Source organism: Shewanella avicenniae, from assembly GCF_017354945.1.
GTDB classification, from domain to species: Bacteria; Pseudomonadota; Gammaproteobacteria; order Enterobacterales; family Shewanellaceae; genus Shewanella; species Shewanella avicenniae.
Genome location: NZ_CP071503.1, coordinates 3669319 through 3691575, shown reverse-complemented (window position 1 = coordinate 3691575; position 22257 = coordinate 3669319). Strand labels below are relative to the sequence as shown.

General features: G+C 49.0%; 22 protein-coding genes. All 22 read left to right on the top strand.

Features of this window, described 5'->3' with window-relative positions; genetic code table 11:
- Nucleotides 1-28 precede the first annotated feature (28 nt).
- Complete coding sequence (gene csrD / locus JYB87_RS16230) at nucleotides 29-1936, top strand: RNase E specificity factor CsrD (RefSeq protein ID WP_207354485.1); 1908 nt, start codon at nucleotides 29-31, stop codon at nucleotides 1934-1936.
- Nucleotides 1937-2110: 174 nt separating this feature from the next.
- Nucleotides 2111-2977 (top strand): MSHA biogenesis protein MshI, encoded by an 867-nt coding sequence (locus JYB87_RS16225; RefSeq protein ID WP_207354484.1) that lies wholly within the window; start codon nucleotides 2111-2113, stop codon nucleotides 2975-2977.
- Nucleotides 2974-3573: a PilN domain-containing protein gene (locus JYB87_RS16220; protein ID WP_207354483.1), complete on the top strand. Its 600-nt coding sequence runs from the start codon at nucleotides 2974-2976 to the stop codon at nucleotides 3571-3573. Before JYB87_RS16225 ends, JYB87_RS16220 begins: the two co-directional genes overlap by 4 nt.
- Nucleotides 3570-4229 (top strand): MSHA biogenesis protein MshJ, encoded by a 660-nt coding sequence (locus JYB87_RS16215; RefSeq protein WP_207354482.1) that lies wholly within the window; start codon nucleotides 3570-3572, stop codon nucleotides 4227-4229. The genes JYB87_RS16220 and JYB87_RS16215 overlap by 4 nt, the downstream gene beginning before the upstream one ends.
- Nucleotides 4213-4548, top strand: coding sequence for an MSHA biogenesis protein MshK (locus JYB87_RS16210; RefSeq protein WP_207354481.1), 336 nt, complete (start codon nucleotides 4213-4215; stop codon nucleotides 4546-4548). The genes JYB87_RS16215 and JYB87_RS16210 overlap by 17 nt, the downstream gene beginning before the upstream one ends.
- A gap of 2 nt (nucleotides 4549-4550) precedes the next feature.
- On the top strand, nucleotides 4551-6248 hold the full coding sequence (mshL, locus tag JYB87_RS16205) for a pilus (MSHA type) biogenesis protein MshL (protein ID WP_207354480.1): 1698 nt from the start codon (nucleotides 4551-4553) through the stop codon (nucleotides 6246-6248).
- Nucleotides 6249-6251: 3 nt separating this feature from the next.
- Nucleotides 6252-7148, top strand: a complete 897-nt coding sequence (locus JYB87_RS16200) for an ExeA family protein (RefSeq protein WP_207354479.1) — start codon at nucleotides 6252-6254, stop codon at nucleotides 7146-7148.
- Nucleotides 7145-8413 (top strand): tetratricopeptide repeat protein, encoded by a 1269-nt coding sequence (locus tag JYB87_RS16195; RefSeq protein WP_207354478.1) that lies wholly within the window; start codon nucleotides 7145-7147, stop codon nucleotides 8411-8413. The genes JYB87_RS16200 and JYB87_RS16195 overlap by 4 nt, the downstream gene beginning before the upstream one ends.
- Nucleotides 8410-10158 carry a GspE/PulE family protein gene (locus JYB87_RS16190; protein ID WP_324032289.1) on the top strand — a complete coding sequence of 583 codons (1749 nt, stop codon included), beginning with the start codon at nucleotides 8410-8412 and terminating at the stop codon, nucleotides 10156-10158. Before JYB87_RS16195 ends, JYB87_RS16190 begins: the two co-directional genes overlap by 4 nt.
- 2 nt (nucleotides 10159-10160) lie before the next feature.
- Nucleotides 10161-11381, top strand: a complete 1221-nt coding sequence (locus JYB87_RS16185; protein ID WP_207354477.1) for a type II secretion system F family protein — start codon at nucleotides 10161-10163, stop codon at nucleotides 11379-11381.
- Nucleotides 11381-11872 carry a hypothetical protein gene (locus tag JYB87_RS16180; RefSeq protein WP_207354476.1) on the top strand — a complete coding sequence of 164 codons (492 nt, stop codon included), beginning with the start codon at nucleotides 11381-11383 and terminating at the stop codon, nucleotides 11870-11872. The genes JYB87_RS16185 and JYB87_RS16180 overlap by 1 nt, the downstream gene beginning before the upstream one ends.
- A gap of 62 nt (nucleotides 11873-11934) precedes the next feature.
- Nucleotides 11935-12537 (top strand): prepilin-type N-terminal cleavage/methylation domain-containing protein, encoded by a 603-nt coding sequence (locus JYB87_RS16175; protein ID WP_207354475.1) that lies wholly within the window; start codon nucleotides 11935-11937, stop codon nucleotides 12535-12537.
- Nucleotides 12538-12573: 36 nt separating this feature from the next.
- Complete coding sequence (locus JYB87_RS18850; protein ID WP_207354474.1) at nucleotides 12574-13065, top strand: prepilin-type N-terminal cleavage/methylation domain-containing protein; 492 nt, start codon at nucleotides 12574-12576, stop codon at nucleotides 13063-13065.
- A 25-nt stretch (nucleotides 13066-13090) separates the two neighbouring features.
- Nucleotides 13091-13558, top strand: coding sequence for a type II secretion system protein (locus JYB87_RS16165; RefSeq protein WP_207354473.1), 468 nt, complete (start codon nucleotides 13091-13093; stop codon nucleotides 13556-13558).
- A complete protein-coding gene (locus JYB87_RS16160) occupies nucleotides 13548-14036 on the top strand; it encodes a type IV pilus modification PilV family protein (protein ID WP_407695819.1) in 489 nt (162 codons plus the stop codon). Before JYB87_RS16165 ends, JYB87_RS16160 begins: the two co-directional genes overlap by 11 nt.
- The gene (locus JYB87_RS16155; protein ID WP_207354471.1) at nucleotides 14036-14839 is read left to right on the top strand and encodes a PilW family protein; all 804 of its coding nucleotides are present in this window, start codon (nucleotides 14036-14038) and stop codon (nucleotides 14837-14839) included. Before JYB87_RS16160 ends, JYB87_RS16155 begins: the two co-directional genes overlap by 1 nt.
- Nucleotides 14829-15293, top strand: a complete 465-nt coding sequence (locus tag JYB87_RS16150; RefSeq protein WP_207354470.1) for an MSHA biogenesis protein MshP — start codon at nucleotides 14829-14831, stop codon at nucleotides 15291-15293. The genes JYB87_RS16155 and JYB87_RS16150 overlap by 11 nt, the downstream gene beginning before the upstream one ends.
- A gap of 268 nt (nucleotides 15294-15561) precedes the next feature.
- Entirely contained in the window at nucleotides 15562-18987 is a 3426-nt protein-coding gene (locus JYB87_RS16145; RefSeq protein ID WP_207354469.1) for a DUF6701 domain-containing protein, read from the top strand.
- A 212-nt stretch (nucleotides 18988-19199) separates the two neighbouring features.
- Nucleotides 19200-20249 carry a rod shape-determining protein gene (locus JYB87_RS16140; protein ID WP_037441700.1) on the top strand — a complete coding sequence of 350 codons (1050 nt, stop codon included), beginning with the start codon at nucleotides 19200-19202 and terminating at the stop codon, nucleotides 20247-20249.
- Between the two features lie 48 nt (nucleotides 20250-20297).
- A complete protein-coding gene (gene mreC, locus JYB87_RS16135) occupies nucleotides 20298-21182 on the top strand; it encodes a rod shape-determining protein MreC (RefSeq protein WP_207354468.1) in 885 nt (294 codons plus the stop codon).
- Nucleotides 21179-21667 carry a rod shape-determining protein MreD gene (gene mreD / locus JYB87_RS16130; protein WP_207354467.1) on the top strand — a complete coding sequence of 163 codons (489 nt, stop codon included), beginning with the start codon at nucleotides 21179-21181 and terminating at the stop codon, nucleotides 21665-21667. Before mreC ends, mreD begins: the two co-directional genes overlap by 4 nt.
- Before the next feature lie 2 nt (nucleotides 21668-21669).
- Complete coding sequence (locus JYB87_RS16125; protein WP_207354466.1) at nucleotides 21670-22251, top strand: Maf family protein; 582 nt, start codon at nucleotides 21670-21672, stop codon at nucleotides 22249-22251.
- Nucleotides 22252-22257 lie beyond the last annotated feature (6 nt).

Sequence of the window (22257 nt, the reverse complement as noted above, 5' to 3'; positions counted from 1 at the left end):
AATTTCGGTGATCAGGAACGCCACATTTATGGAATTAACTCGGCTTCTCACCATTCGTTTATCGCGCTTTTGGCTATTGTCGCTGAGCATCACCTTTTTGGTGGGCTTATTGATGGCGATTATGGCCTATTCGCAATTGACCTACCGTTTTCAACAGCATCATATTGATGTTATTGAACAATCTTTAGCATCTCATCTTCATCAGCAAGAGTTACCTCAAATCAATTTATGGCTGCCTGATCTAATCCGCTCCGCCGATGCGTTAGAAGCACGGGTCTGGAATGGCCAAGAACTGCTGTATGAATACGTCAGTGGTCAACTCGCTGATATGCCGAGGGTGATTGATCTGCAACTGCCACAGCAACCCAAAGTTCGGATGCAACTGTTGTTGCCGCAGCCCTTGTGGCATTACCTGCCGAATAAATTTGAAATCTGGATTGTGCTGATGGGTTTTGTCGGCGTGCTTATCACCGCGCGCTTAGGGTATCGCTGGTATGCCGATCAGCTCGCTGGATTAGAAACCATCGGTGAGCGTTGTCATTTGATCCTTAAAGGTCGCTATGAACTGGCGCGCAATCGCTACAGCAAAGGCCACCCTCGCTTTATTAATCGCGCCATTTCGCAGTTGCTTGATCAGCTCGCTGAAGCCAAAAAGGAGCGGGCGCGGTTTGATACCTTTATTCGCAGTAACACTTTTCTTGATCATGAAACCCGTATCGGTAATCGGCTGCTGTTTGACAACCGCCTCGATGCGCTCAGTGGCAGCAGCGGCATGATGTCTCACGGTGCGTTGTTACTGTTGGAATTTGAAGAGCTTGAGCAGTTGCATCAACTATTAGGCGATAACGGCTTGCGCGAATATCTGTTGCTCAATGTCGATCATATCGGGCGCATGCTGCAGTCGGTGCCTAACAGTGTGTTGACCCGCCGCAGTCATAGTCAGTTCGCAGTATTGGTGACGCAGATCAGCTTAGCTGAAGCAGAACAGTTAGCTTCACGCTTAGTGAAGTTGTGCGCCAGCCTAAAACCAGACGAAGTGGCACAACACGATGCCTTTTGTCATGTGGGCTGCGCCTATTTTAAGTTGGGTGATGAGCCCAATCAGTTGTTAGAAGAAGCTGAAATGGCGCTGCGGGCGGCACAGATGCAGGGCAATAATAACTGGTTTATGTACGACAAAGGCGCCGTGGATGCAGAGTTTGCCCGCGGCTCTGTGCGTTGGCGTACCTTCTTAGAGATGGCTTTGGCCGACAAGCGTTTTGTGAATTTCGCGCAACCTGTGATTGATGCCGATGGTTTAGTCCATCACCGCGAAATTTTTACTCGAGCGCGCGAAGTCGACGGCAATTTAGTGCGCGCGACCCTGTTTCTGCCGATGGCAATCAAGTGTGGTTTAATTCCACAAATCGAGCGTTTTACCTTAGAGCGGATTATTTATGATCTGCTTCCTAGTGGCCATGGCGCGGATTATTTCAGTATCAATTTGGCACACGATACGTTGATGAATAACGACTTTTTCCGTTGGTTAAAACGGATCATGTTAGAGCATCGCGACCTGATGCCGCGGTTGATCGTGGAAGTTGATGAGTCATTCACCGTTGAGGCTTTAGTGCAACTGCAGCCACGATTACAGATGATCAAAATGATGGGCGCGCGTTTGTGCGTTGATCATGTGGGGCAACAGGTGATTAGTACTCAATATATTGTAGAAGCCGGTTTTGACATGGTGAAACTGCACCGTTCGTTGGTGAAGCAGATTCATTTACGTCCTGAGAATCAGCTGTTTATTCGTAGTCTAATGGGGAGTTTACCGCTGACAGATATTGACGTTGTGGCAGAGGGGGTTGAGCTATTAGAAGAGTGGCAAACACTGAAAATTTTAGGCATTAGTGCGGCTCAAGGCCCGTTATTTAGTGACCCAATTTCAATAGATTAATCACTATTGTTGCGACTTAGCCCAAAGTCACAGCACAGCTTTACATTTTTCACCTATTATTCTCTGTAGAATTAGTTAATTAGCGTATAACATCCATTTAAATTTGTAGATGCGCAGTGCAGCAGCGCTCACGTTTTTAAGCTTGTAATGACTCGATGAGAACTTAAAAGCAATATGACAGCAGCCCTAAAACGATGGCAATTTTGGCGTGCGAAACGACCAGAACAACAACTCGGACTCTTTGTCAGCGCCAACGCTGCATGGGCGTGTAAGGCCACGGCGGAGCATGACGTGCGTTTTTATAGCCATCAAGGCGACTGGAGTGCGCTATTTAGTGAACTGGCTACGAATTACGGTGCTGCCACGCTGCAATTGGTATTAGCAGCTGGGCGTTATCAAGTGCTGACAGTCGACAGGCCCAATGTGCCAGAAGATGAAATGCAGCAAGCCTTGCTGTGGTCGGTAAAAGATATGGTGCAAACACCGGTTACTGACATCCATCTTGATTATTTTGAATTCCCTTCAGCCTCAGCCAGCAAGATTCAAGTGGTGATTACCGATCGCAGAGAATTGAGCAAGATGGCGCTGGCGGCTCAAGCGCAAGGCCTTGAAATTGTGGGGATCAGCATTGAAGAGCTGATGCCAGCCAATCTGTTTGAGGCCGATAACCAGGCCCGTCTCGTTGTAAGTCATGTGCCGGGTGAAGATGTGTTTCTAACCGTGGTGAAAAACCGCGAACTGTGGATGTTTCGCCGCGTGCGTGGCTTTAGCGCGCTCGATAGTTATACCGAAGATGATTTGCGGGGGCGAATTGCTGACAGTCTTAGTTTGGAACTGCAACGCTCGATGGACTTTTTTGAAAGCCAGATGCGCCAAGCGCCAGTTAATTCTATTGAATTACTGTGTTCGGGCGAGCGTCAATTGTTGGGCAAATTAGTATCGGCTAACTTCAACCAACCGGTTAATTTGGTTGAGGCGGCTGATATCTGTGCCAAATTTGCTGAGCTTGGCTGCTTAGAATTGTCACGGGAGGAAGCATGAGTAAGACCCGTGTTAACCTCTTTTCGGCGAGTTTATTGCCGCCGAAGCAGCGGCTTACCTTTACTCGTTTGGCTGCGCTATTTGGGCTGATTATCTTGCTCGGCGCTGCAGCTAACGGTTTGCTTTGGTATCAAAATCAGCAACTGCAGACACAGCTCGCACAGTTGCGAACTCAGACTCAAACTGCTGAACAACAGCGAGATGGCCTGCAGCTAAAACTTCAACAACATCAAGCCGATGCTGCCCTGCAAGCGCAGGTTACTGAACAGCAGCAGGAGCTGCGACTCAAAACCTTGTTGCTGCATGAACTCAAGCAACGCGAACAGTTAAAGTCGGTAGGATTTACCGAAAAGCTGCAAGAGTTGGCTGATGTGTCTGACGGTAAGATTTGGCTGACACGGTTACGATTTGACGAGCAAGCACTGCGCTTTGAAGGTTACAGCGACAAGCCTGCCGAAGTGCCCGCTTGGATTGGTCGACTATCACAAACCGAGAGTTTCAAAGGGAAGTCGTTTGCTTCAATGACCATGGAACGCGGCGAGCAGCAGCCATTAGCCTTTGTGCTGACCAGTGAGTTAGGGGAGGCAACCAAATGAAATACTTTGAAAAGCTTGCTGGCCTGTATAACCCGCTGTCACAACGTGAACGGCAGATGGTGGCCTTGGTTTGCTGGTTGTTAGCTGCGTCGATTGTGTATGTTCCCTTTGATGCAATGTGGACGCAGCATGGTAAGTTACAGCAGCAACAGCAAAGCGCAACTAAGTTGCTGCGTAATACTAATGACCAAATCGTGTTATTAAACCAGCGCCTAGCGCAAGATCCTAATCAAGAGTTACGTCAGCAACAGCAGCAATTCATCGCGCAGATTGCTGACATCGATCAGCAGCTTAACCAGCAAACTTTAGATTTGATCCCTGCCGATAAAATGCCGATGTTATTGGCGCAACTGCTGGAACGCAGTAAAGGTGTCACGCTGTCGAGCTTTAAATCAGTTGAACCCAACCCGCTGCTGAAAGTGGGCGATGAAGCATCAGGCGGCGAGATGAATCTCTATAGCCATGGCATAGTGATGACCTTTGAAGGGGATTACTTTGCGGTGATGAAGTTTGTCCAAGCGATTGAATCTATGGAGCACAAGCTATACTGGAAGTCATTGGATTATCAGGTAGATAAGTATCCGCTGGCACAAGTGGAGTTGTCACTCTATACCCTAAGTATCAATAAGGATTTCATCAGTGTTGCTAACAACTAAGCGATTACTTTGGGTGTTATTGGTGGCTACGCTACCCGCGAGTGCTGCCAGCTTACGTGATCCCACGATGCCACCTGCGGGCGTACGCATGGGCAGTGCGGCGGAGGCCTTGCCGAGTGCAGAAGTGCGCTTGCAACTTAACAGCATTGTTACGGGGGCAACCGGTAAACATGCTGTGATCAATAATCAGATTTATCACGTGGGTGATAGCGTTAACGGCGTGGTGATTAGCGCCATCCACGATAACCAAGTTTCGCTGGCGGATGGGCGTCGTTTAAGCCTGTTTCCTACTGTGACTAAGCAGAACAAGAAGAGATAACAATGAATAAACTGCCTTTCCTCTTTTGCTGTCTTTCTCTCGCTCTTGCCGGGTGTCAGGCGACGGATAGACCCAATCCGGCGGCATCAAAACAAGCACTGAATGAGTCGCTTAAGCCTGCCGAGCAAAAAGCGGTACCGCCCGCAGCGCCTATGCCTGCGAGTCTGCAGCAAGAGTTGACGGGTGGCAGTTTATTATCGGGTGTCAGCGCAGCGCCGGTTGAGAAGCGCTTTAATGTGTCAGCGCATGATGTTGATGCCAAAGTGTTTTTCAACAGTTTGGTGGAAGGTACTCCGCTGAGTGTGGCGGTTCACCCCAATGTCAGCGGTACGATTTCGCTGTCGTTAAAAGGGGTGACCCTGCCGGAAGTACTGAAGGTAGTTCAAGACCTGTACGGTTATGAAATCGCTCGTGCGGGTAAAGTGCTGCAAATCTATCCTGCAGGCATGCGCAGCGAAACATTTGCGGTGAATTACCTCGATATGGAGCGCGATGGGTTATCACTGACCTCAGTCAGCTCTGGTCGGATTACCGACAACAATAGCAGCAACCGTAATGGCAGTAATTCCAATAGTAATTTCCAATCCAACAATAATGGCGGTGGCAACAGTTCTGGTAATTTCAATCAAAATAACAGCAATAACACTACCAACGGCACCTTTATTTCATCGCGAACCAAGACCGATTTTTGGGGTAAATTGCAAGAAACCTTAGTCTCTATTATTGGCGCTACCGGTGATGGTCGCAGTGTGGTGGTGAGCCCACAAGCGGGTTTGGTGACCGTGCGGGCGTTCCCTGATGAACTGCGGCAAATCCGTCAGTTTTTAAATCAATCGGAGCAGCATCTGCAACGGCAAGTGGTTTTGGAAGCCAAAATTGTTGAAGTGCAGTTGTCTGATAATTATCAGCAAGGTATTCAATGGGATAACGTGCTAGGTACCGCGTTGGCGAATGGCAATACTGCATTTAACTTTAGTACGTCTGCCGGTGCGGTTGGTGACAGTATCAGCCAAGCGATTGGCGGCGTGACCTCATTCACCTTCGCGCAAAATCGTGCCGATGGTAGTTCAGATTTCGGTGGTTTGATTAGCTTACTGAAAACTCAAGGCGATGTGGATGTGCTATCGAGTCCACGGGTAACCGCATCGAATAACCAAAAAGCGATTATTAAAGTGGGGACCGATGAGTACTACGTGACCAACGTTTCTGCCTCAACCGTGGCAAGTGCCTCAACGTCGGTCACTACCCCAGATGTGGAGCTGACACCGTTCTTCTCCGGTATTGCGCTCGATGTGACACCGCAAATTGATGGCGATGGTAATGTGCTGTTACATGTGCATCCCTCAGTAACTGATGTCAGCGATCAGCAAAAGAACATTCAAGTGGGTAACGACTCATTAGAACTGCCTTTGGCACAAAGCGAGATCCGCGAATCCGACACGGTGATCCGCGCCCGTTCTGGCGATGTGGTGGTGATTGGTGGTTTGATGAAAACCAGCAGCTCAGATCGTGAATCGAAAGTGCCGCTACTGGGTGATGTGCCGTTATTGGGGCAATTGTTTACCAATAAAGTGAAAGCGGTAAACAAAACCGAACTGGTCATTTTAATTAAACCGACTGTGGTGGGCGCTGACACTTGGCAGCAACAGCTGCAGCAATCACAATCCTTGTTAGATCGCTGGTATCCACAGAGCAACTAAGCCATGTATCAGCAACATTTTGGTCTGCAAACTTTGCCGTTTGCGCTCACCCCAAACACCGGATTCTTTTTCGGACTGGCGCCTCATGTCGAGGCGCTGCAAGTACTGCAAGTAGCACTGCAATCGGGTGAGGGGTTCATCAAAGTCACTGGTGAAGTTGGGACAGGTAAAACCCTCATTTGCCGCAAGTTGCTGAACGAATTACCCGATTCATTTGTGTGCGCTTATTTGCCTAATCCTTATCTAAATCCGATGGAATTGCGATTAGCTGTGGCGGAAGAACTCGGCATTGCTACGGCCGATGTGCACGATCAACTGCAGCTGACCGGCTTGATCCAGCAGCAGCTGCTAAATCTTGCTGCCGATGGCAAGCAAATTGTGCTGGTGCTGGATGAAGCCCAAGCTTTGCCCGATGAGAGCCTTGAAGCGCTGCGACTATTCACTAACCTTGAAACTGAGCAACGCAAATTGGTGCAGGTAGTGTTATTCGGCCAGCCTGAGTTGGATCAGCGCTTAGCGCAAGATAATCTGCGCCAGCTACGGCAGCGCATCACCTTTAGCTACCAGTTGCGGCCATTGACCTTAAATGAAGTGGCGGCCTATGTGCGCCATCGTTTGGCTGTGTCTGGCTATCAAGGCCAACCTTTATTCCATCCTGCTGAGGCTAAGTTATTGTTTAAAGGTTCACGGGGTATTCCGCGTTTGATCAATGTGCTTGCCCATAAGGCGCTGATGCTAAGTTTTGGTGAGGGACTGAGCTGCGTTAACCACAAGCATGTGCGTGCGGCAATTAAAGACACCGAAGATGCGAGTCAAATTAGCCAAACTTGGTTGTGGGGGCTGCTGTTGATGGCATTAACATTGGCCGGTGGCGCCATGCTGTGGCGAGGTCTGTTATGAGTGTCGTCAATCAAATGTTAAAAGACCTTGATCAGCGCCAACAACAGCATGGTTTTAGTGCTGCAGCAACTGCACAGTTGTCGGTCACCCCCGCCAAATCGAGTTGGAAGTTATTAATGCTGGGGTTGATGCTGGGCGTGTTAATGGCTGCCCTTGGCTGGTGGTTACTCACTCAAGCGGATAAACACGCCAACCAACCAGAGCTAGTGCACACGGCATCGTTGGCAGCTGATGCGCCAGCTGTTGCTCTCGCCGCGCAAGAGACAACCGCTGCCGAAAATGTTGCTACTGAAACTACTGCAGAAACGGTCTCTTCGCCTGCACCTACTGCCACATCTACGGCCGTAGAATCTCAACCCGCGCTTTCCGTGGATGTTGCTGCTAAAACTGCTGCGCAGCAGCAAGTAACACCCACAATACCGACAGTAACTCCGGCCAATCCTGCGGACGCTGTTGCTCATCTTGAGTCTACTCCAGCGCCAAACGCCACTGTCACTCAGTCCGCAGTGATGGCAACGGCAGTTGCTCCAACCTCAGTGGTTGAACCTGCTGCCAGGTTAACTGAACAACAACGCGAGGTTTCGTCTGCGCCAGTGACGCAGCCGTCGACCAGTAACTCGCGAGAGAAGCCTGCAAAAAACGTCACTAGCAGTAATCAGCTGCAGATCACCGAAGTTGAGTTAACTCCAGCGCAATTGGCGCAAAAGCAACTGCAGCAAGCCAAGGTGTTGCTGGCCGACGGTAATCGTCAGCAGGCGGTGGTGGAACTGAATCAAGCATTACGTAATAACCCCAGCTTGCATGAAGCAAGACGGCAACTGGCGGCACTTTATTACGCTGAAGCCAAATTGGATGATGCCGAAGCCGTACTGCAAATTGGCGTAGCGAACTATCCTCAATATGACGAGTTTTGGCTGTTGCTGGCGCGGGTGCAGATTGCTCGTGCCCAATGGCCACAAGCCGCTAACAGTTTGGAACGCATCAGCGATAACTCCGCGCTGGCCAATGAAAAATGGCTTGCAGTGCTACGTATTGCGCAGCAACAGCAGGATTGGTTGAAGGTGGCTCAAGGTTATCAGCAGTTGTTACTGCTTGCGCCAGATGATGGCCGCTGGCGTTTTGGCTATGCCCATGCATTAGATGCCCAAGGCAATTATGCAGCGGCTGTTAGCGAATACCGCCAGGCGCTCACGATGAGTGGACTATCGGTCGATGCACGCGCGTACATTGAAAGCCGCTTATTGCAGATAGGAGAAGTACGTTGAAACCCAGACTCAAAATGCGCCTTGGTGACTTGTTGGTACAAGAGCATATTATCACTGAGGAACAACTCGTCAGTGCGCTGGCGGAACAACGCAAGACTGGGCGTAAGCTTGGCTATACGCTGATCAATCTCGATTACATCAGTGAAGATCAGATGCTGCAATTCTTGTCGCAGCAGTTAAGTATTCCGATGATGGATATCAGCCGTCGGGTGGTGCCACAAAGTGTGGTGACCTTGCTGTCTGAAGTACAGGCGCGACGGTTCCGTGCTTTACCGATTGAAGCTGATGCGGATTCCGTGCTGGTGGCAATGAGTGATCCCGCTGACTTGCAAGCGCTTGATGAATTAGAAATTTTACTCGCACCGCGACAGCTCAAACTAGCGGTTGTTAAAGAGCAACAGCTGTTTACTGCGTTTGATAGCTTGTATCGCCTCACCAGCCAGATCGAACAGATGGCGGGGCAGCTGGAGGAGGAATACTCCGCTGGTGAGCAGTTTGACCTGAACGCCATCACCTCAGCCGATACCGACAACGAAACCACGGTTGTGAAGTTGCTGCAGTCTATTTTTGAAGACGCAGTGCAAATTCGTGCCTCAGATATTCACATCGAACCTGACGATAAAATGCTGCGCATTCGCCATCGGGTTGACGGTTTACTGCAAGAGACGCTGTTAAAAGAGGTCAACATTGCGTCGGCACTGGTATTACGTTTAAAGCTGATGGCTGGGCTCGATATTTCGGAGAAACGTCTGCCGCAAGATGGCCGCTTCCATATTGATGTCAAAGGCCACCCTATCGATGTGCGTATGTCGACTATGCCAATTTATCACGGCGAATCCGTGGTAATGCGTCTGTTGGACCAATCTGCAGGTTTGTTAACCTTGGAGCAGACAGGGATGCCCAATTCGCTGCTGATGCGGATTCGGCAACAGATCCATCGCCCTCATGGGATGCTGTTGGTGACCGGTCCAACCGGTAGCGGTAAAACCACCACCCTGTATGGCATTTTGAGTGAACTGAACAAGGCCGAGCGCAAGATTATTACCGTAGAAGATCCCGTGGAATATAAACTGCCGCGGATCAACCAAGTGCAGGTTAACCATAAGATTGGGCTCGATTTTGCCAGCGTACTGCGCACCACCCTGCGTCAAGATCCGGACGTTATCATGGTGGGGGAGATGCGTGACCGCGAAACCGTAGAAATCGGCTTACGAGGCGCATTAACCGGTCACTTCGTTCTGTCGACGTTGCACACCAACGATGCTATTACCAGTGCATTGCGTTTGATCGATATGGGGGCGGCCAGTTATTTGGTGGCAAGTGCGTTGCGGGTGATTATTTCCCAGCGATTGATCCGCCGAATTTGCGAGCATTGTGCTGAGCCTTACATTCTTAATACACAAGAGCACGCATGGTTATCCAGCGTTTCAAATATCGATTTTGCCAGTGCCAAATTGCGCAAAGGCAGCGGTTGTCAAAGTTGTTCCGGCACTGGTTATCGTGGCCGAGTAGGTGTGTTCGAAATTCTAGAGTTAGATGAGCCGATGATTGAAGCGATGCGTTCGGGCGACCCAGAACGCTTCACCTTAGTCGCGAAACAGTCACCACTGTTTAAACCTTTGCTGCAATCCGCGCTGGAATATCTGCACAGTGGCATCACCACGTTGGATGAGGTGGCGAACCTTGTCGAAGATGTGTCAGATGCACAAATCCCCGTGGCTGAACTGATGGGTTCCGGAGTTTAACTATGCCGACATTTGAATACCGCGGCAGGGATGCATCAGGACAAGCCGTAACCGGCAAATTGGACGCTGCGAATGCCAATGCTGCAGCTGATCAACTGATGGCGCGCGCGGTTATTCCACTCGAGCTGCGTGAAGCCAAAGCGCGGCAAAATGTCGATTTCGCCGCGTTGTTTCGCAGTCAAATTAGCTTAGACGAGCTGCAAATATTTACCCGGCAGATGTATTCCTTGACCCGCAGTGGTATTCCGATGTTGCGAGCCATTGCTGGGTTAGCGGAGTCGACCCATTCGAAGCAATTACAAGCGGCGTTAAATGAGGTGTTGGTGCAGCTGACTGCCGGTTACTCATTGTCGTCGGCCATGAACCAGCATCCTCATATTTTTGACCCGCTGTTTGTTTCTATGGTGCACGTTGGGGAAAACACCGGCCGCTTAGAAGAAACCTTTATGCAGCTGTCAAAATATATTGAGCGCGAGCAGGAAACCCGTCGCCGCATTAAAGCCGCAGTGCGATACCCGATCTTTGTGCTGTTGGCGGTGGTGATTGCCTTGGTGGTGATGAACATTTTTGTGATCCCCAAATTTGCCGATATGTTTAGCCGCTTTAATGCCGAATTGCCTTGGGCGACTAAACTTTTGATAGGTACCTCAAGTCTGTTTGTGAACTATTGGCCGCTGATGATTGTCGGTGTTGGTGCCGCATTTTTTGGGATTCGTTACTGGCACAAGACCGAAAATGGTGAGCTCCAGTGGGATAAGATGAAGCTGCATCTGCCCGTGGTGGGCTCGATTATTGAGCGTTCGACGTTGGCGCGCTATTGCCGCAGCTTTGCGATGATGTTGGGTGCCGGGGTGCCGATGACCACTGCACTTAGCCTTGTGGCTGATGCGGTCGATAACCGCTTTATGCACAACCGTATCGTCGGTATGCGCCGTGGTATCGAGGCCGGTGAATCTATGTTGCGGGTGTCGCGCAACAGTAAGTTGTTCACGCCATTGGTGTTGCAAATGGTGTCTGTCGGTGAAGAGACAGGCCAGATTGAACAGTTGTTAAACGATGCTGCTGATTTCTACGAAGGTGAGGTGGATTACGATCTTAAAAACCTCACTGCACGGTTAGAGCCTATTTTGATCGGAATTGTGGCGGTGATAGTGTTGATTTTGGCGCTGGGTATCTACCTGCCAATGTGGGACATGCTCAACGTGGTCAAAGGAGGTCGCTAATGCAACCTCAAGAGCAGGGCGATTTGAAATCACTCGGGCTGTTTCGTATCACGATCGCCTTGCTGGTGTTTCTGCTGTTGATGTTGGTGTTAGCTAATCGTTATTTTAATGGGATAAATACGTTGTCTAGCAATGGCTTAGCGTTGGAACATAACCGGCTGCTGAATGTGCTTGCTATGGTGCGTTCGCAATGGCAAAGCTTAGGTAAGCCGCAAAAGATGACCGCCGATTGGTTAATGTTTGAGAACGGCCAAGCGACCAATACCATTTTAATGGACAAGGGGGGATGGCCGACGATTGTTACTTGGAATACAGCAGGGTGTGAACAGCTTTGGACAGAGTTGTTGGGCATGTCGGTGCAACAGGCGGAGATCAGTACCGACTTTGATTCCACGCAGCAGGTTTGCCAATTCCGTAGTGGTGCTGGACAGCGCATTAGCTATCAGATTAGTAGTGGTCGAGTGACTTTTTCTGGAAATGATTCAAATTAAAGTATTACATTAGATTTTATATAGTTAACTGCTAAAATCGGATACAGCCAAAGGAGAGCAGTATGCAACGCAAGGTAACAGGTTTTTCGCTGATTGAGTTGGTGATCGTGATTATGATCCTCGGCTTATTGGCTGCCACCGCGATTCCGCGGTTTTTGAATGTGGCTGATGATGCCGAAAACGCAAGCGTTGAAGGTGTGGCTGGTGGTTTGTCTACTGCGGTGAGCTTTGTGCGTTCTCAGTGGGAAGTGGATGGTCGGCGAAATAGTTCGGTGATTTTGGATGGTACGCGGATCGCACTTGACCCACGTTTTGGTTTTCCGACGGGGTTGACTAACACCTCTGCGACCACCATGACCGACCAAACTTGTCAGCAAGTGTTTGAAAATGTGCTACAAAGCGCACCAAAAAATGTAATTTATACTGCAGATGCGCGTGACCAACGCTACACTGTGAGAGTACTGGATAGCCAAGGGGGAAGTGTCACTACGCTTAATGGCGGCTCAGTCAATGGTATTGATTTATGTGTGTATCATCAGGTTGCGTCATTAGTGATTGATCAGGACACAGGTATTGCCAGCCCAGTACCAACTATGGATACACCGAATGCGAACGGCATTGTGTACAACCCAGCGACGGGTCAGGTAACTAGCTTTACTAACTAACAAAAATCGTTTTAACACCGCTTGAAGGAAAGTGATATGCAAAAGCAACAAGGCTTTACCCTGATTGAATTAGTGGTAGTGATCATCATCTTAGGGATCCTTGCCGTGGTCGCAGCGCCTAAATTTATTAACCTGCAGAGCGATGCGCGAGCCTCAACGCTGCAAGGCATGAAATCAGCGATCGATGGTGCAAACTCGATGGTCTATTCCAAGGCGGTAATCCAAGGTTCTACATCAGGTGATGGTACAGTTGATATCGCTGGTACGGCAGCAACGACAGATGATGTCGCGGTTGTTAATGGCTATATCGCAGCGACTCGAGATGCACTAAATGCTGCTCTTGATGCCCAAATAGGCGCTGCGAATGCAGATCCTGCAACCGATTGGATTGGCACAGTTAGTGGGACCTCAGTTACTATTTACCAACAGGGCGCACCAAATAGTGGACAAACTTGCCATGTATTATATGTAGCTTCTGGTGGAGTTGGACAACGTGCTACAGCTACAGTAGTTGATACTGGCTGCTAACATTAGCGGTTAAATCCTAAACTATATGCTCAAATATCAGGTTTTTAGATGTTTAAGAGCATTCACTCTCATCGAACTGGTCGTCACTATTCTGTTATTGGCGATCATTTCGGTGGTGGTATTACCCCGTTTCTTTGGGGCATCTTCCTACAGTGCCTTTGCCCTTCGGCAAGAGATCATCGCTGAGTTGCGCCGTGATCAAATGCTCGCCTTTAATAATCCTGATCGATGTTTTCGACTGAATGTTGATACAGTTGGCTATCAGCTCACGCATTTGACGGCAGATTGCAGCGGCGTCATTTTCAACGAGCCACAGCAAGGTTTTCCTCGTGGCGCAGCCCTGACGCTTGCTGACGGTAGGGGCGTATTCTCCATCGGGTTTGACCACTTAGGCCGCACCACCATAGGCTGTGCTGGAGATTGTTTGCGGGTGGTCGCCGATGAAACCCTCGCGATTGCCATTGAGTCGCAAGGATATATCCATGAGGGCTAATCGTGGCTTTACGCTGATTGAACTGATTGTCGGCATGGTGGTGTTTAGCATCTCCATTGTGCTGCTTACCAGCGTGTTATTTCCGCAGAGTGATCATGCGGCCAACACCATGCAACGGGTGCGCGCTGCAGAATTAGGCCAGAGTATTCTCAACGAGATTTGGGGCAAAGCGTTTGATGAGAATACACCGATGAATGGTGTACCTCCTTGCGGTTCGCCGAGTGGCGTTGCGTGTAGTGGTAACATCGGGCCGGAAGAGTCATCTCGTAATGATTACGATGATGTCGATGATTATCACGGCCTTACCCAAGACTCGCCGATGTTGAACAGTAGTGATAGCTATGCCAGCAGTTATCCAGGCTATCAATTTAGTGTCTCGGTGTCGTTGCTTGATCCCAACAATAAGTTGATTGAAGTAGTGGTCACTACGCCTGCGGGTGAGCCGATAGTGTTTGATCTGGTCAGGAGTAATTACTGATGCGGCAAGCGCGTGGATTTACCTTAGTCGAGTTGGTTACTGTGATGATTTTGCTGGGGATCCTTGCTATTGGGGTTAGCAGTTTTCTGATTTTTGGTACCCGCATTTTTGTCGATTCATCCGCAGTTGATCAGGTTATTGGCAGCAGCCGTTACGCGGTTGAACGTATGACCCGCGAATTACGCAATGCGGTGCCGGGCAGCTTACGGTTAACGCCGCAATATGTTGATCCTGCAACCCCTGCCAGCCAACAGTGCATTGAATTTGTACCAATTGAGGCCAGCGGCAGCTATCTTGACATGCCGTTTGAAAAGCCAGCGAAAACGGGCACATTGTTTACTCCCTCTTCGGCATTGCAACCTGACTGGCAACTGTTTATCTATCCGCTCGCAAGTAACGACATTTATCATCCAAGCATTAGTAAACGGCAGAAAATAAGTAGTGTTGCTGTTACGGGCGATAGCACCACGGTGACGTTTTCGGCCAGTGTCCGTTTTAGCGAGCATTCTCCGGCGCAACGTTTTTATGTGGCATCAGCGCCCGTCAGTTATTGTTTTTTTGCTACTGGGCAGATCTACCGTTATCAAGACTACGGCTATACTGAAAATCAGCAATTGCGCCCAAACCTTGTTGGTGTACTAATGGCGGAAAACTTGGTGAATGATTTCAGCCAACAGTTACCTATCTCAATTGCGCCTGCCAGTTTGACCAATAATGCGATCGTGCAGTTATCACCAACCTTTGAGGTGGCGGGTTCATCGTTCACTTATCAGCATCAAGTGCAGGTGTTCAATGTCCCGTAACAAACATTTTCAACTGCGATTAATTAACACCCAGAAAGGCAGTGCATTGATGATTGCGCTGTTTATTATCGTGGTGATTGCTGTGCTTGCCGCGAGCTTGATACGTATCGGCACTGATGCAGATGAAGGGGTTAACCTTGAGGTGTGGAGCTTGCGAGCGTTCAATGCCGCTAACAGCGGTGCCGATGCGGCGTTAGCGCAGCTGTTTCCGCTCAATGGTGGCACCGTGAGTTGCAGTAATGTTGCCTCAACTTGGACACCACCCAATGTGACGGGGTTTCATGGTTGCGATTCAATTACGCTGAGTTGTACCGCATTTACTGTGGGCACCGCACACTTGTATCGGATCACCAGTCATGCAGTTTGCCAAACAGGGAATTGTGATAGCGGTACTGTTGATGAGCGCCAATGTCTGAGAGTTAGTCGCAGTGTGGAGGTTGAAGCACGTGAGTAATACGAGTTCATTATTAAAATTGACCACTAACATACTGGCAACACGTTTTTTCTTGTTCTTCGCGATTGCCGGATTTTGTCAATTGACCTTTGCTTTTGACACTGTCGATCTTAATAAAGTTTTCCCGGATGTGGCTCAAGGCACATCAACAGATTACAGCAGTATGTGTGGAAGAAAAGACACACAATTAGCCATGTACGGCGAAAGTAGAATGTACGGCGATAATGGGCGTCCGTTGGACTTTTGTACATCGAGTCTAGGAAGTGGTATGCCAACGCAAGCGTGTGATAGTGTCACTGGTGGAAGGGATTATTGTGCGATTACCAACCAAACATCCACCGCGCTATCCTTGTCAGGTAGTAACAGCTATCGCGTATCTTCAGGCGACTATTCGATCACATATTGTCAAGATAACGATAGCATAACTTTGGGTAATAGCAGCCAAACGCAATTTGCTAATGTTAGTTTATATAGCCGTTGTTCACTGTCTTTTGCATCACAACATCAAGAGTATCGCTTAAAGGCTGTTGCTGTTGGTGGTGGAGCGACCGTGACTTTGTCGAACGGCGATTATTGGATTGAAAGTCTTGCACTGAACAGCAATGGACATATTTTGATTGAAGGTAATGTTCGTTTGTTTGTTAAGGATGGCGCGCTTAGTTCCGGTGACATTCTATTTAAGGACAGCAATAGTGCATTGCTGGTCGTTGCCTACAATACGTTTGCAATGCATGGATCAAGTAAAGTTGACGGTGACGTCTACACGCATCATCAATTGCAGTTGGACGATACATCGTCGATTTCTGGACGTGTCACTGCTGGGAGTTTGGTTATGACGGGGACATCGTCGATTAATTATGTCACTCGACCACCATCACTTACCTGTTTTAATGATGATTTTACTTCTGCTTTGCAGAGCGCACGTTGGGTGGTTGCGCGAAGTAATGGTAGCTTTACTCCCTCCTCGATTAATGGGCGTTTGAGGTTAACTGAAAATGCAGGTAACCAAGCGACGTCGGCAACTTTCCAGCGTTTATTCCCAACCAATAATAATCTTATCACTATTGAATTTAATCATTACGCCTATGGCGGTAATGGTGCTGATGGTATTGCGTTTGTTTTGTCTGACGCTGCTGTTACGCCTCAACCAGGAGCATTTGGCGGTCCGCTGGGGTATGGTTTTAAACCGGGAATCGGAGGGTTTGCGGGTGGTTGGCTCGGTGTAGGCATAGATGAATATGGTAACTTTTCCAATGAAGGTGGTTCGTACAATATTGGGTATAGACCACAAACTGTTGCGATCCGTGGTTCTGGACGTGGCGTTAGCGGCTACCGATATTTGCATGGTGCATGTAACGACGGACAATATTGGAACAGTTACGGTCATTGCTTAGCTCCGAAAGTTGATGACAACAACAATGCTAATTTTAAATATCGAATGACCTATGATTCACGCACATCAGGCAAAGCCTTGGTTCAATTGGAACGGGATTCTGGCAGCGGTTACCAAACGCTGATCCCAAGCTTTGATGTAATCTCACAATCTGGTCAAGCACCGTTACCGGCTAGTTTTATGTTGTCATTAACGGGGTCAACAGGTGGTTCAAACAATATTCATGAACTCGATAATTTTAAAATTTGTGCTGCGGACTCGACAGCTATTTCCTCAACGATTGATCATTTTGAATTTGAGTATGCTGGGTCTCCGTTGACCTGTGAACCTTTAGCCGTAACGATAAAAGCATGTAACAACCCAAGCTGTAGCGAGTTGTACACTGAGCGAGTGACGGCAAGATTATCTCCTTCAACTGCAGCGGATAGTCATTGGGTGGGTGGCAGCACGGTGACCTTTACTGGTGGCGTCACTACGGTTAGCTTGAAACATACTACAGCAGGCATTGTTACTGTAGGTGTAGACGGTTCTGAGCCATTAACAAAAGCCTTCAGTGAAACATTATGTAAACGCAGCGGAGCCGGGCTAAGTCATGCCGCATGTAGTATTAGTTTTGCAGACAGTGGCTTCGTGTTTGATGTGCCGGACAAGCTTGCAGGAAAGCCTGTTGATGTACAGATCAAGGCGGTTAAAAAAGATGATGTAACTCAGCAATGTACAACCTTATTTAAGTCTACAAATAAAGACATTAATTTTTGGTCATCGGCATTAGAAGATCCCATTATTTCAAATACACAGGTAATGGTGAATAACGCGCCAGTTTTTAGAAACGCCGCCAATCCAACTGAAACATCACTTTCCTTTAATGCATCCGGCATTGCCAATATGACGGTAAATTTTGACGATGCAGGTAAGCTTGAATTACTGGCCAGATACACTGGCTCAGGAGATGAAGCAGGTTTGGTACTTGAAGGGCGCGACAGTTTTGTGAGTTTTCCCGTTGGATTATGCGTTTCTTCCTCTGAAAGTGAGACAGTCTGCCCCTCTAGAGACGCAACTTGCAAAGGATACCGAGCAACCGGAGATGCATTTGGTCTTAATGTACGAGCGAAAAGCTGGCAGAGTGATAATGATCAAAATATTTGCGATAATCCTGATACGCCGTCTTTCGCTATGAACAATATCTCGCTGTCGCATCGGCTTATCGCTCCGAGTTCTGGGGCGTTAGGGGAGCTAAGTGTCAAGACGTACAACCAAGTTGCTTCTTTAGAGGGTACATCCATTACCCAGCAAGCGATTTCAGAAGTGGGTGTATTTGAAATTGCAGCCAGCACTAACAGTCAGCAACTTTACCTTGGAAGCAATGCCTTTAATTTACCAGCGTATTATTCTGATGCTATTGGGCGTATTTACCCTAAGCAGTTTGTGGCTGAGAGTGTAAGTATGGCGCCGAGTTGTGGCAGTTTTAGCTATATGACACAACCAATCGCCACCAGCTTGACCTTAAAAGCGCTGGATCACCGCGGCCACATTACTCAAAACTATAGCGGAGCGTTTGCCTTTGGTGTGCCACAGTTGCTGGCTGAAAATGGCAATGATGGCGTCGACCTATCGTCGCGCTTAAGCAGTATTAGTGGTAGCTGGGTTAACGGCCAGATGGCGTTCTCAAATGTGTTATTTACCTTTGCACGTGATGCGGCGCCTAACGCGGATGGGCCTTATTTTGCCTTGGATGTTGGGGTGGCGGTGAATGATCCCGATCGAGTGCCGATGTCGTTTGCCGATATGCTGGTGACTGCTGCGACAGACTGTGCGGCTGATAGTAGTTGCACCGCCAAACGCTTAGCGACACTGGATATGCGCCTTGGACGAGCGGTGCTAAATAACTCCTACGGCCCCGAAAATCAGCCAGTATTGATGAGCGGTGAAACTGAGTTTTGGAATGGTAGTCAGTGGCAAACCAATGTGGCTGACAGCTGCTCGGTGATTACGCCAACCATGCTGAGTCAAACCTCGAATGCCTCGCTTGGCTATCTGTTTGAGCCTGAACTGAGTAGCGGCCAAACGATTTCGCGTTTTGGTGATCCCGCAGCGGTCTCAGCAGGGCGTTTTGGTTTGCGTTGGTTGTCGTCTGGAGAATACCGCGGTAAAGTGACCGCACCTGTAAGCGTGTCACCTTGGTTATTGTGGTATTGGGGTTTTGATGGTGCCACTGAAGCACTGCAGGAGCCCAGAGCCAGTGCTTACTTCGGTCGCTATCGTGGCAATGATCGAGTGATCAACCGTCGCGAGCTGCACTGACGTCATTTCGCTAAGATTAAAAAAGCAACATATTCCGGTTAATTTTGCCGCCAATAGTCTGACTTCCGTCAGAACGCAATTATTCGTCTCAAAAAAATGCCATTCGTCAGGATTTGTTAGGCTTTGCAGGCTTGTGGAACTGGGGTGGCATTGATAAAGTTAGCTAATTTTCAAATCTTCTTCTCCGACTCCACAGAATACAGGCTAGTTAAATGTTGAAAAAGCTGCGTGGCATTTTTTCCAATGATCTTTCGATCGACTTAGGTACCGCCAACACCTTAATTTATGTAAGAAACGAAGGCATTGTGCTCAATGAACCTTCGGTTGTTGCCATTCGTGTGGACCGAAATAACGGCGCGCAGCGATCAATCGCCGCAGTCGGTATGGAAGCAAAACAGATGCTGGGGCGCACACCTGGCAATATTCAAGCGATTCGCCCAATGAAAGACGGCGTGATTGCAGATTTCCACGTCACTGAAAAAATGCTGCAGTACTTTATTAAACAAGTACATAACAACAGCTTTTTACGTCCTAGCCCGCGTGTTTTAGTCTGTGTTCCTGTAGGCGCAACCCAAGTTGAGCGTCGTGCGATTAAAGAATCTGCGATGGGTGCTGGTGCGCGTGAAGTGTATTTGATTGAAGAGCCAATGGCGGCAGCCATCGGTGCTGGCTTGCCTGTATCTGAAGCGACCGGTTCTATGGTGGTGGATATCGGTGGTGGTACGACTGAAGTGGCCATCATCTCGTTGAACGGTGTGGTTTACTCATCATCAGTGCGTATCGGTGGTGACAAATTTGATGAAGCGATCATCAACTATGTGCGCCGTAACTACGGCAGCTTGATTGGTGAAGCCACCGCTGAACGCATCAAGCACACTATTGGTACTGCGTATCCAGGCGATGAAGTGCTGGAAATCGAAGTCCGTGGCCGTAACTTGGCCGAAGGTGTACCAAGAAGCTTCACCCTGAACAGCAATGAAATTCTGGAAGCGCTGCAAGAGCCGCTGTCAGGTATCGTCAGTGCAGTGATGGCGGCGCTGGAGCAATCGCCACCAGAATTGGCTTCTGATATCTCTGAGCGCGGTATGGTGCTCACCGGCGGCGGCGCCTTGCTGCGCGATTTAGACCGTCTGCTGATGCAAGAGACTGGCATCCCTGTGATGCTGGCGGAAGATCCATTGACTTGCGTAGCCCGTGGCGGCGGTAAGGCGTTGGAAATGATCGACATGCACGGTGGCGATCTATTCTCTGAAGAGAATTAATTCTAAGGACTATCCAATATGGCGGTGTAATGCCGCCTTATTTATTTTATGCAGCCAATTTTTGCCCGTGGTGTTTCCGTTCAGTTTCGTTTGACACTGGCAGTACTTCTGTCGGTGGCATTGTTATTTGCCAATAAAAAATTAGAGCCAGTACGGGAGTCACTGGCATCGTTGTTAAGCCCGGTACAGTATATCGCCACTGCACCCGGTGAGTTTTTTGATTGGAGTGCTGAGAACCTTGCCTCGCTCAGCATGTTGAAGAAGCAAAACCAAGAGCTCTTACGTCAGCAACTACTGATGAGTGAACGTTTGCAACGCTTTGAGCATCTGCGTCAAGAGAACGAGCGTTTGCGGGCGCTATTGGGGTCACCGCTGCACATGGATGCCCGCAAAATGGTGGCTGAAGTGATTGAAGTGGCCAGTGATCCTTTCCATCAATATGTGGTGATCAATCACGGCAGCAATAACGGTGTGGTGGTTGGGCAACCTGTGGTCGATGCGCAAGGCGTGGTCGGTCAAGTGGTAGAAGTAAATGCTTTAACCGCGCGAGTACTGCTGATATCTGATCCGAAGCAGGGCATTCCGGTGCGGATCACTCGTAACGATGTGCGTATCATCGCCAACGGTAACGGTGAACTCGACCAACTCGATTTGAAATATGTGGCGAAGAGTACCGACATCAAAGTCGGTGATTTGCTGGTGACTTCGGGCCTCGGTAACCGTTTTCCTGAAGGCTATCCGGTGGCGCGGGTGATTAATATCAATCGTGACGATGGGCAAAACTATCTCAAAGTGACCGCACAGCCGATGGCCGCGCTCGATCGCATTCGCTATCTGCTGCTGATTTGGCCGGAAACTGCAACCGATGCTGGCGCGAAGCCGGTTGCGAGCCCAACCGAAGACCCACAAGCAACGGAGGTGCCTAAGTCATGACCTTAGATCGTGCCAGCGGACGCCTTATCGTTTGGTTTTCGCTGTTAGTTGGCTTGTTGTTTGAGTTGATGCCAGTGCCAGATACCATAGTGCCATTTCGTCCGGATTGGCTGCTGTTGATCCTCATCTACTGGTCGATGGCGCTGCCGCATCGCTACAACATTCTTACCGCCTTTGTGATGGGCACTTTGTTGGATGTGTTACTTGGCGCGCATCTCGGGATCCGTTCATTGGCTTATTCGTTGGTTATCTATCTGATTGTGCTTAATTTCCAACGATTGCGAACCTATTCGTTTTTGCAGCAAACAGTGTTGATCGGCATTGTGCTGTGTATTTATCATTTGATCGTTTTTTGGCTGCAATTTTTGCTCGACCATTCAGAGTTTTCCAATCAACTCTTATGGCCTGTCGTTTCCGGCATGATTTTGTGGCGTTGGATTTATTGGTTACTGCGACGTATCAGACGTCGATATAAGGTGCGTTAACAATGAAATTGGTACTGGCATCAGCCTCTCCGCGTCGACGTGAATTATTGGCGCAACTTGGATTGGGCGTGGCGGGTTTCTCCTTTGACGTGTTAGCCACCGATATTGATGAGTCAGCGCGCGAGGGTGAATTGGCAGCGGATTTTGTCACCCGCTTAGCGTTGCAGAAAGCGCAAGCTGGGTTGGCGTTAGTGGCCGACAACAGTGCTGCGGTACTTGGTTCAGATACTATCGTGGTAGTCGGCGAGCGAGTGTTGGGCAAACCGCAAACTGCGCAGGATGCCTTCACCATGTTGCGCTCGCTCAGTGGTGCGACTCATAGGGTCATGACCGCGGTGGCGTTAGTTTCTGCGACTCAAATGCTGCAGACCCTAGTCACCACCGACGTTACCTTTACCGAAATGACCGACGCCCAAATTCATGCTTATATCGCCACTGGTGAACCAATGGATAAAGCCGGTGCCTATGGTATTCAAGGCTTAGGCGGCAGCTTTGTTAGTCGCATCGATGGCAGCTATTCCGCCGTGGTGGGGTTACCGCTGGTCGAAACGCGTAGTTTGTTACAACAAATGCAGCTGGTTTAAGCATTA